The sequence below is a fragment of the Melghirimyces thermohalophilus genome, assembly GCF_900102685.1.
Lineage (GTDB): Bacteria > Bacillota > Bacilli > Thermoactinomycetales > DSM-45169 > Melghirimyces > Melghirimyces thermohalophilus.
Window position 1 is genome coordinate 153588 of record NZ_FMZA01000008.1, and the last position, 11158, is coordinate 164745.

Below are 11158 nucleotides of genomic sequence, written 5' to 3' on the forward strand. Positions count from 1 at the left end.
CCATCAAACCATGATTGGAGTGAAAAACAATGGAACATATACTGCCATTGCTGATCGTTGCTGCGGGAATCGGTGTTTTGTTATTTCTGATTACGAAAATGGAATTGAACACGTTTATTTCACTTATTATCACAGCCTTTCTGATTGCTTTGGCATTAGGCATGCCGCTGGATAAGATTGTCGAGTCGATTGAAGGTGGAATGGGCGATACATTAGGCAGTATCGCGTTAATCTTTGGGTTTGGCGCCATTCTTGGCAGGCTGGTAGCTGATGCTGGCGGCGCGCAGCGAATTGCTGTTACGTTAATTGATCAATTTGGACAAAAAAACATTCAATGGGCGGTTGTGATTTCCTCCTTTATCATCGGCATCGCCCTGTTCTTTGAAGTCGGTCTGGTATTATTGGTTCCGATTGTTTACCAAATCGCCAAACAATCGAAGGTATCCATTTTATATCTCGGAATTCCAATGGCTACTGCGTTATCGGTAACCCATGGATTCCTGCCTCCCCATCCCGGTCCGACGGTCATTGCCCAACAGTACGACGCAAATATAGGGATGGTATTAATATATGGAACCATTCTTGCTATTCCGGCAGTCATTATCGCCGGTCCATTATTCACAAAAATGATCAGGAGAATAAATCCCGCATCATTTCATAAAACCCGTGCCGGGGATTTCGATTCGATTCACACGACCAAAACTTTTAAACTGGAGGATACTCCAGGGTTTGGGATCAGTGTTTTCACCTCCCTGTTGCCAGTCATCCTGATGGCTGTCACAACCATTGTCGACTTGATCCAGGATCTGGGCAATGTGCCGGATAACCTCCTTTTTAACATTATCCATCTAATCGGGGAACCAACGACAGCCCTGCTCATTTCTGTATTGCTTGCGGTATATACGATGGGGGTGAAGCGGAATATCCCTATGAAACAAGTCATGCAATCCGCAGAAGAATCGATCCGCGCCATTGGAATGATGCTGCTCATCATCGGCGGCGGCGGGGTCTTGAAACAGGTTCTGATTGATGGCGGTGTAGGCGATTCCGTATCCGCCCTGTTTACAGGCAGCCAAATATCGCCGCTGTTATTGGCATGGCTGATTGCAGCCATCTTGAGAATTGCGCTTGGTTCAGCAACCGTTGCCGCCTTGACAACCGCCGGTCTGGTGATCCCGATGATGCAGGGAACCAGTGTAGACCCAGCTTTGATGGTTCTGGCAACCGGTGCCGGCAGCTTGATCGCTTCCCATGTCAACGATGCAGGATTCTGGATGTTTAAGGAATTCTTTGGTCTCAGCCTGAAAGAAACGTTTTTAACGTGGACCTTATTGGAAACGATTATTTCCGTCGTTGGCCTGGCAGGCGTCCTGATTCTCAATTTGTTTGTTTAAAGGGTGACATGCATTGAAAAATACAATCGGTGTTTATGGTTTAGGTGTCATGGGATCCAATCTGGCAAGGAATATGGCGAGTAAAGGTGAAAAAGTTGCCGTCTATAACTATACACCTGACCTGACAAAAAAATTTACCAGCCAACATTCCAGCTTGCATATCGATTCCCATTATGATCTGGAAAGTTTTATTTACTCGCTGGAGAGCCCGCGCAAAATATTTTTAATGGTAGCAGCGGGAGCTGTAGACTCCGTGATCCAATCGTTGCTCCCTTTGCTGGAGCAGGGAGATATCATCATGGATGGCGGCAACTCCGACTTTCATGACTCCAATAGAAGATACCGGGAATTGCAGAAGCATGGAATCCAGTTTCTGGGTGTCGGCGTATCCGGAGGGGAAAAAGGTGCCTTAAACGGCCCGGCGTTAATGCCAGGCGGGGATTTGGAATCATACCGGCAAGTTGCTCCTATTCTAGAAAAAATCGCTGCCCATGTAGATGGAAAACCGTGCTGTACCTATATCGGTCCTGAGGGCTCGGGACATTATGTGAAGATGGTTCATAACGGGATTGAATATGCGGATATGCAAATGATTACAGAAGCATATCAATTTCTTCATGAAAAAGTTGGATTATCCATGCAGGATCTCTCCGAAGTGTTTAGTTCCTGGAATGAGACAGAATTAGAGAGCTATCTGGTTGAGATTACAGCAGACATCCTGTCCAAAACGGATCAGGAAACCGGAAAGCCGATGGTGGAAGTGATTCTGGATAAAGCCGGGCAAAAAGGAACGGGAAAATGGTCCAGCCAGGAAGCCTTGGACCTCGGGGTGCCTTCCACCATTATGACAGAAGCCGTGTACGCCAGATATCTGTCTGCCATGAAAGAAGAAAGAGTGTATGCAGAGAAACATTTGGCCGGCCCTTCCCTTACCCACGAGAAAATGGACACGGAATACTGGGTGAATCTCGTAAAAGAAGCTCTGTTTATGGGCAAAATATGTGCATACGCCCAAGGATTTTATCAATACCAAATGGCTTCCAGGCAATATGGCTGGTCGCTGGACCTGGGAGAGATCGCCTTGATTTTCCGTGGCGGGTGCATTATTCGGGCAGATTTCTTAAATAAAATCCACCGTGCATTCAAAGAGAACAAGGATCTGACCAACCTGCTGCTTGCACCCTATTTCCTGGAGAAAACAAACCGCTATCAATCTTCTTTGCGAAAAGTTGTGATGAAAGGGTTTGAAAGCGGCTTGTCGTTGCCATGTTTCAGCTCTGCACTGTCGTTCTACGACGGCTACCGCTCCTCCAGAAATGGAGCCAACCTGATCCAGGCACAACGGGATTATTTTGGAGCACACCGTTATGAACGCGTTGACCAGGAAGGCATATTTCATACGAATTGGCTGGAGCCTGGAGCAATAAAGCAGTCTGTAAAAGCGGACAGCTGAATATCTCATAAACAAAAACCCGAACGATGCAACAAGACGGTTCGGGTTTTTGTTTTACTCTTTTCCCCGGGCCTTCCCAACATGAAAATCCCCTGTCTTTTTTGCCGTTCCAATACTGTCTTGTGTTATGTAAGGGGATGTCCTTCTTCATCGGTTCGGACGGAGTGTGACCTATCTGGAGCATATACCGACGTTATTTCTCTATCGGCGATATTCACGACGTTGAAGGCAGAGGGTTTAAAAAGCAAAGTATTCATTAATGCAGCAGGTATTTATATTTACTAAGGTTTGTATATTAGACTGGTTTGAATTTATCTGGACATCGGCATTTCAATCGTTAGTCAGGTACGTTCCGTTTTCCGTCCAACTTCCTGGTGTAATAAGTCGAATAACCGATAATGAGCGGCACAAGGGCCATTGTCGGCATAAACCACAACATAAGGCTGACGGATTCTATCTGAAGAAGCCGTGGAGCGCCAAAGACCGTGAAGGCTGTAACCGTTGCGATACAGCAGGACAACATGCCGACGATATGCTCTACGACCCAATGGGATTTGCGTTTAGGCACGGATAGCCAGTATTGCAGTTGCGACAATCCTAAGAACATACCGATGATCGGAAAGTACTGGAGCAGCGGAAAGCTGATGATCCATCCGTAGGCGCTGACACCGATCGCTGAAATCAGCATTAACGAGGGAAACAAGAAATCGATCGGCTGGCGATGGGAGATCTTTCGCTTTTTAAATCGCAGGACTCGAATCCCATACCAGGCTGTCGCCCCGCTGAGAATCGCGATAAAAATCAGGAACCACGAAAAGGGGATCGCATCGGGATTGGACCCTGCATCCCAGGTTAAGCGGTAAATCCCCATGTATAGTGCTGTGATCGAAACACTTGCCATCGAGACTACATAAAGCCACCCGGTTCGCCGATGGAAGGTCCCACCTTTTCGGGTCACCATCGGGATCACAAATACGAGCAAAGCTGCAAACCCACTAATCACATGCAACCCGAGGGCCATGTTAAACGAAACTTCCATGGTAAAATGCCTCCTTTTGTGCTTCTCTCCCCTTCTGCTCTCTTGATTTCAATCATACTTTTAGCACCATTCATCGTATTCCTGGAAGTATACTGATGGGGGTGTATGATCTTTATTAATTTTTTCGTACCCTTCTCCCTCTGTCGTTCGACAAAAAACTTTGTTTTGCAGTAGAAGTCGGATGGCAGTGTCCTCCAAACCACCGCTTCATGCAGGATTTTTTGTAGTCATCGATCCTCGATTCCCATCGTGTGCTTCCAAGTTACATCAACAAAAGTTGATTCGAGGGGAACACATATCGGTGGAAAGGAATCCGCTAAGATGAGGATTTTTTTACCGAGCCCTTCTGCCATCTGACTGCGACAGGAGTTGCTGGTGCAGAGGAAGTAGATCGTTTTTTCTTGTTTGTTGTCATGGTCATCCCTCCAAAATCTTAGCGGATCAGCAACAGCGAGATATATAAGACGAAAAGCGTAATTAGCAGGGTCGCCAGCGAGCCGATCGGGGTGATCTTGGGCCCCAGATCGGAACCGATCATATTGGCGTAAATCAGCGCCTCACGCATCAGTCCGTCGGTTGCGATGGCATTGATGGCCAGGGCATCGATCATCACAGTCGGCATGTTGTTCATGATCGAAGACAGAATGGCGGCGATGAAGCCCATGCCCACGGTACCCGTCAACACCCCTTGATCCGCTGTCCATTGGATCGCTCCCGCAAGAGCGTCAGTGAGCCCCGCGTTCTTCAAGGGGTAATACCAGCGAAGCTGTCACCAGGGGCAAAGTAGATTCCATAAAAAGTAAAACCCTCAACTGAGGGCTTTTTTTATATTTCGCCTCACATTAAGATGTGGCTAAACTACTATTTCAATCTTACAGAGGGAGGCTCAATTGTCGTGAAGCGAAATTGGGACGTAGAGGAACTCATCGAACATTTTACTTTCCTTCCGAAGGAAATGCAGTTGGTGGGCAACAAAACAGGGGAAACGCGGATCGGGTTCGCGGTATTGTTGAAGGTTTTTCAGTATCAAGCCCGTTTTCCTGCCTCTAAAAAAGAGATTCCCAAAGCAGTGGTGAGTTACATTGCTAAACAAGTCAATACCGATCCTCAACTGTTTTCACAATACGACTGGAACGGCAGAGCAATCAAATACCATCGGTCTCAGATCCGAGAATTTTGTGGGTTTCGAGCATCATCCACCAAAGATATTCAAGAAGTGATGGATTGGGTCCATGATCATGTACTGCCTCGAAATATCGAACTCGAATGGGTTAAGGAAAAAATCTATGCCGAGTTTCACCGGCGACAGTTGGAACCACCTACACCGGAGCGATTTGACCGCGTTGTACGTTCTGTCATCCGTACATACGAATCCTCCTTTTTCGATCAGATTTATCATCGCTTGTCCAACACTTCTATCGCCCAGATCGATTCCCTGATTCATTTATGGACATCTGAATCCTCTGAGGAAAATATTAATCCCAAGGATCAAGAACGACCCCTTACCTTTCGTGAATTGGTTGCAGATCCTGGACGGGTGGGGTTGGATAGCTTGTTCCGGGAGATATCCAAGCTCCGGACAATTCGCCATCTTCAACTTCCAGAAGATCTTTTTCTGAAGGTCCCTCCCAAAATGATCAAGCGGTATCGGCAACGTGCTGTTACCGAGGATATTCGGGAATTACGGCGACATCCGGCACCGGTACGGTATACGCTTCTGTCCGCATTTTTCTGGAGTCGGGGGCGGGAAATTACAGATAATTTGGTGGAGCTTCTAATCCAGATCGTTCATCGAATCGGTGCCCGTGCGGAACGCAAAGTGGAAAAGGAGATCCTCCACGACCTTAAACGTGTTCATGGAAAGACGGGGCTTCTGTATCGTTTGGCGGAGACAGCTTTGGAACATCCCGACGGAATTGTAAGGGAAGTTCTGTTTCCAGTCGTCCAAGAAGAAACGCTTCGATCTATTGTTAAAGAAATGAAGAACACCGGTCCTGCTTATCGCCAGAAAGTCTATACCGTGATGAGGTCCTCCTACGGAACGCATTACAGGCGCATGGTACCAGAAATCTTGGATGTCCTTCATTTTCGATCCAACAATGACGTACACCAACCGGTCATTGAGGCTTTGCAGTTGTTAAAACAATATGCCCGCACCAGTCATCACCACTACGCCGAAACCGATGATGTTCCTATTGAAGGTGTGGTCCGGCCTGCTTGGGTGGAAACCGTTATCGATCAGGAAACACAACGAATCAACCGAATCAATTACGAAATTAGTGTGCTCCACGCTTTACGGGATAAATTGCGATGTAAAGAAATCTGGGTGGTGGGAGCGGATCGTTATCGCAATCCAGAGGAAGATCTTCCGAAAGACTTTGATCAGTACCGGGAAGAGCATTATCAGGCATTAAAGCAACCTTTGGAAGCGGATGCTTTTATCACGAAGCTTCAGCAGAACATGCATGAGGTATTGGAACGATTGAATGTTGGAATTCCATCGAATCCGAAGGTACGGATCTCTACCAAGGGAAATGGGTGGATTTCAGTCTCTCCCTTGGAGCCCCAACCGGAACCCCGAAATCTTACCCTCATTAAAGCTCACATTATGAAGCGTTGGCCCATGACGAGCTTATTGGACATCTTGAAGGAAGCGGATTTACGAATCGGTTTTACCGAACGATTTAAAACCGTAGCAGTTCGTGAGGTGTTGGATCGAGAGACAATTCAAAAGCGACTGATCCTTTGTTTATATGGATTGGGCACCAACACGGGGCTGAAACGGGTATCCGCCGGAGATCACGGAGAAAGTTATAAAGACCTTCTTTATATTCGGAGGAAGTTTATTCATAAGGAAAATCTCCGTCAAGCCATAGCAGGCGTTGTCAATGCTATTCTGAACCATCGGATACAGGAGATCTGGGGGGATGGGACAACCTCTTGTGCTTCGGATTCCAAGAAGTTTGGAGCGTGGGACCAAAACCTGATGACCGAGTGGCACATTCGTTACCGGGGTCGGGGAGTGATGATCTATTGGCATGTCGAGAAAAACTCCACCTGTGTCTACTCCCAACTGAAATCGTGTTCCTCGTCAGAAGTCGCTGCGATGATTGAGGGATTGTTGCGTCACAGTACCGATATGAATATTGAGAAGAATTACGTAGATACTCACGGACAAAGTGAAGTGGCCTTCGCTTTTTGCCACCTGCTGGGCTATCATTTAATGCCCCGGTTTAAAGCGATTCACAGTCAAAAATTATACCGGCCGGAAGCCGGGATGTCGGATGCTTACCCCCACCTTCAGCCGGTATTAACACGACCTATCAATTGGGAATTAATACGACAACAGTACGATCAAATGATGAAATATGCCACCGCCCTCCGCCTGGGGACGGCGGAAACGGAAGCCATCTTAAAACGATTTATCCGAAACAGCGGACATCCAACATATCGGGCGTTGAGTGAATTAGGGAAGGCGGTAAAAACCATCTTCCTATGTGAGTACCTTCATTCGGAGGAAGTCCGCCGGGAAATCCAAGAGGGATTGAATGTTGTCGAGAATTGGAATTCCGCCAACAGCTTTATTTTTTATGGGAAGGGAGGCGAAATCCAAACCAATCAATTGGAGGATCAGGAAGTGGCCGTGTTATCCTTGCATCTGTTGCAAAACTGCCTAGTCTTTATCAACACACTTATGATCCAGGAAGTCTTGATGGAGGATAATCATAAGCTGTTGAGCCGGCTATATCCGGAGGACTTCCGTGCTTTAACGCCGTTGATTTATTCCCATGTGAATCCATACGGTACTTTCCGGTTAAACATGCGGGAAAGATTGTCTTTGGGGAAAAGAAATGTGTCTTAAGGGGCCTTAAGGTTTACTTCTTCACTGACTGTTTCGACATGTTAAAATTCAACTGTAAGTGGATTGAAGATTAGTTGAGGAGAGAGAAGCTTAGAGGAATGAGTACAGAAGTCTACGAGCAAATAGGCGTAGCCACGACTGCCGTTCCTTCGACGAGTACCAGATGATGTTTGGACTCGACGATGAGGTGTTGTCGCGAGGGAAAATACTCGATGTGGTAATCGTACACACTATTGCCACGAATTGATCGACAAGGAGTCACTTTAAGGAATGAAAAGAGGCCTAGGGATTAACCCATTGGCCTCTAACTTAATTTTAAAGGGGAGGCAAATAAAGCGTTTGTGTAGAAAAAATACGTGGGTAAGTGATGAAAGGAGTTTTAGGATGAAATGCGAACAACATAAACAGTTCCAAAGTTCAAGTGGTAAAGGAAGCCTTGGGAGTCGGAAATAATCGCTAGTTGCTCGTCGGTATGAAGTCGGCTAGAAAGCATGTCACCGTTGGATTCGCCAGTATAAGGACGGTCATTTCGGTGAAGTGAGTTCTCAGGCCGTTAAATAACGAGAGGTTTATATATTGCTTTATAAATGAACCAAAAGGATGGATTACATGTATAAACAACGATCCTTCCATTTTTTGTGGATAGGCCAAACTTTAGCTAACAGCGGAGACCTTTTTTATATTGTCGGGATTATCAGTTTTCTTTATAAAATTACTGGTTCAGCAACTTTAATGGCGTTAGTCCCGTTTATTATAACTTTTTCTCGTTTCTTAGGTGGTATTATTGCACCTGGAATAATGGACCGATTCTACCTAAAAACAGTCCTTGTATTCTCTCAACTGGGTAAAACAGCTCTTTTCTTTGCTCTAACGGCTTATCTTATGACTTTGTCAGAACCCGATAGTCTATATTTTATTTATTCCCTTATCGGTTTAATCGCCTTTCTAGACGGGTGGGCAACACCTGCCAGAAACTCTATGTTACCTCGATTGGTAAAAAAAGAGGAACTTGTGAAAGCCAACGGTTTCGTCTCAGTTGTTGATCAAAGTGTACAACTGGGGGGGTGGCCTATCGGTGGTATTCTTATAGCTACTTTTAATGGTACCTTTTTAATAATGTTAACCTTAATTCTTTTTATAATTTCCACTGTCATGATGGCTCTAATTCAAGATAGAAACGGAAACCAAAAGGAGAGGTCGGTGTCATCAACTAATAAATGGGACTCCGTCAAAGGGGGGTGGGTTACTATTTGGAGAACACCATCCCTTAAAACTGTTGCTCTTATGGACCTTATTGATGCAATTACGGATGTAGTTTGGATTGCAGCCATCCTTTACATTTATGTCGAGGATGTGCTACATAAAAGTGAAGCATGGTGGGGGTACATAAATTCTTCTTTTTTTGGTGGGCTTATTTTGGGAGGGCTTGTAAGTCTTAAAGGTGAGTCTATAATGATGCAAAGACTTCACATAGGGGTGTTTGGTGGAACTTTATTGGTCGGTGTTTTCACCTTGCTGTTTGGACTCTCAACAATTCCCTTGGTATCTCTTATTATATCTGTCATGGTTGGTGTGGCTACCCAAATTAAAATGATTAGCCAACAAACTGTAATACAATTAAATACTTCAGATAACCTTCTCCCGAAGGTATTTTCCTCAAGGGATGCTATTTTAACTGGAGCTTTCGGTTTATCATCTTTAATCTTTGGTTATCTAGCCGAGACTTTTGGGGTTCAAGCAGTATTTGTAGTTGCTGCTACTTTGCTTACTATCTCAGGAATTTGGGCATATACCAGAAAAGAGTATCTAAAACCAGTAGAGCACACAAAACATTGATTAGTAATAGGGTGAAACGACTGATCTGGAAATGGAATGTATCATCCAATATTTTCAATGGAGGATTCCAAGATCCTCTTGCATTTTATTTGGATGGGGTGTCTCTTCCGCCCTGAATTGTGTTCGGCGGGGAAAAGCTTCACAGAGGAGTTTGTTGCCCCAAATACCTTCCCGCGGGTAGGATGACAAAAGCCCCTTAGACTTTACTTGGAGAATCAAATTACTCTATCAACGAAAGGGGTAATTTTCGTAATAGTGGCACTTGATAAACAATATATTCCTTGATACTATACAATTGATTCCAATAAAGGAGGTGACTAACATGAGCATGGATGAGTTGTTAGAACAGTTGGCAGCTGAAATCAAAGATGAAGATGTCAAAAATGCACAAAGCTCAGCTTCTAAGATGAGAGATACGAGTGATATGAAAATGTATGGACCACTTCGTATGTTTGCTACTGATACGGCTAATAAATCTTAATTTTTGTCACCAGCTTCGTAATGTTCCCAAAAATCTTTAAACATTACGAAGCTATATTTTTATTATCTATAAGAGAAGGTGAGAATATGTTCGTGATGGGAGATCGTGCGAATGTCCAAACTATACAAGTATTGTCCGCGCCGTTTGCAGATAGTGAACTAAATAGTTTCGAATCTCTTAGATGTGCCTACATAAAGCTCCTTAGTTCTATGCAACCGAAAGTACCACATTCTGGTGGATATAATCCTGAATATGTTACCAAACTTAATAAAGTCCAAACATTTATAAAAACTTTTCGTGAAGAGTCAAATATTGATGATACATACTATGATATGGATTTTGAGGGCTCCTTAATTCAGAGTAAAAAGGTACTTGAATGGACGCAAACTGCAGTGGATAAACTGGGAAAACAATGTCCAACGTTTCATTGGATTTTTAATCTAATAATGGATTCAATAGTCCACACTACATCCAATAATGCGGTTGGGGGAACTTCTAGTCATCTTGTAGGTGTACTCTGGATTAATCCAAGAGAGAACTGGTCAGATATCGATATGTATGAATTTTTAGTTCACGAGCTTGGCCATACTCTGTTATTTTTACATGAGTGGAGATATGGTCTATTTACTAGTTATGAGCGTTTGCCTGATACAGATACATTCGCTAAGTCTGCCATTCGTTCTCAAATGCGACCAATGGATAAAGCTTTCCATAGTGCAGTAGTAGCAACAGACGTTCTCCTTCTTAGAGAACTAATCATAGGACATAAAGGAAAACGAATACTTCACCCGGATACTTCTACTTTAGTATCTATGGTGGGTCAATCAATCAAATCCATTAGAGAAGTTAATATGAGGCAAGGTATTTTAACTGATTATGCTTTAGGGATACTTGATCAATGTGAAGATAAATTAAAGAAAGTTGGCAAGGAGGAAAAGATATGCTTACACTGGTAGGCTTTACGGAGGTGCTCAAAACGATATACACACTTTCGTACCCTTTTATCCAATCTTCCAGTCCGCCCTATCAAAAACTTAAAAATGCTCTGAAAGAGCATCCAGGCTGTCGAGAAAGTCTCGACAGCCTATTTTTT

Annotated in this window: 7 protein-coding genes and 2 pseudogenes; 6 read left to right on the plus strand and 3 right to left on the minus strand. The window is 44.5% G+C overall.

Features of this window, described 5'->3' with window-relative positions; translation table 11 throughout:
* Positions 1-41 precede the first annotated feature (41 nt).
* Both BLP91_RS08015 and gnd read left to right on the plus strand, forming a co-directional pair.
* The gene (locus tag BLP91_RS08015; protein WP_091569388.1) at positions 42-1394 is read left to right on the plus strand and encodes a GntP family permease; all 1353 of its coding nucleotides are present in this window, start codon (positions 42-44) and stop codon (positions 1392-1394) included.
* A gap of 13 nt (positions 1395-1407) precedes the next feature.
* A complete protein-coding gene (gene gnd / locus BLP91_RS08020; RefSeq protein WP_091569338.1) occupies positions 1408-2847 on the plus strand; it encodes a decarboxylating NADP(+)-dependent phosphogluconate dehydrogenase in 1440 nt (479 codons plus the stop codon).
* A 337-nt stretch (positions 2848-3184) separates the two neighbouring features.
* Here the strand turns inward: gnd and BLP91_RS08025 are convergent, their stop codons facing one another.
* The 3 genes and pseudogenes from BLP91_RS08025 to BLP91_RS08030 all read right to left on the minus strand — a co-directional run.
* Entirely contained in the window at positions 3185-3886 is a 702-nt protein-coding gene (locus BLP91_RS08025; RefSeq protein ID WP_091569340.1) for a DUF2306 domain-containing protein, read from the minus strand.
* Positions 3887-4209: 323 nt separating this feature from the next.
* A pseudogene (locus BLP91_RS17605) lies at positions 4210-4347 on the minus strand (arsenate reductase/protein-tyrosine-phosphatase family protein); the annotation flags it as partial.
* Positions 4320-4640, minus strand: a pseudogene (locus tag BLP91_RS08030) (ArsB/NhaD family transporter); the annotation flags it as partial. The pseudogenes BLP91_RS17605 and BLP91_RS08030, both read right to left, overlap by 28 nt.
* Before the next feature lie 141 nt (positions 4641-4781).
* Between BLP91_RS08030 and BLP91_RS08035 the strand changes: the two are divergent.
* From BLP91_RS08035 to BLP91_RS08045, 4 genes are all read left to right on the plus strand, one after another.
* Positions 4782-7748, plus strand: coding sequence for a Tn3 family transposase (locus BLP91_RS08035; RefSeq protein WP_091569343.1), 2967 nt, complete (start codon positions 4782-4784; stop codon positions 7746-7748).
* A gap of 609 nt (positions 7749-8357) precedes the next feature.
* Positions 8358-9584 carry an MFS transporter gene (locus tag BLP91_RS08040; RefSeq protein ID WP_176757897.1) on the plus strand — a complete coding sequence of 409 codons (1227 nt, stop codon included), beginning with the start codon at positions 8358-8360 and terminating at the stop codon, positions 9582-9584.
* Between the two features lie 322 nt (positions 9585-9906).
* Entirely contained in the window at positions 9907-10065 is a 159-nt protein-coding gene (locus BLP91_RS16745; RefSeq protein WP_176757898.1) for a hypothetical protein, read from the plus strand.
* 86 nt (positions 10066-10151) lie between these two features.
* The gene (locus tag BLP91_RS08045; protein ID WP_091569348.1) at positions 10152-11021 is read left to right on the plus strand and encodes an aKG-HExxH-type peptide beta-hydroxylase; all 870 of its coding nucleotides are present in this window, start codon (positions 10152-10154) and stop codon (positions 11019-11021) included.
* Positions 11022-11158: the final 137 nt, after the last annotated feature.

Bases quoted from the DNA above. Each gene is read 5' to 3' on its own strand.
- BLP91_RS08025 (WP_091569340.1), bottom strand. From the start codon at position 3,886: ATGGAAGTTTCGTTTAACATGGCCCTCGGGTTGCATGTGATTAGTGGG.
- BLP91_RS08040 (WP_176757897.1), top strand. From the start codon at position 8,358: ATGTATAAACAACGATCCTTCCATTTTTTGTGGATAGGCCAAACTTTA.
- BLP91_RS16745 (WP_176757898.1), top strand. From the start codon at position 9,907: ATGAGCATGGATGAGTTGTTAGAACAGTTGGCAGCTGAAATCAAAGAT.
- BLP91_RS08045 (WP_091569348.1), top strand. From the start codon at position 10,152: ATGTTCGTGATGGGAGATCGTGCGAATGTCCAAACTATACAAGTATTG.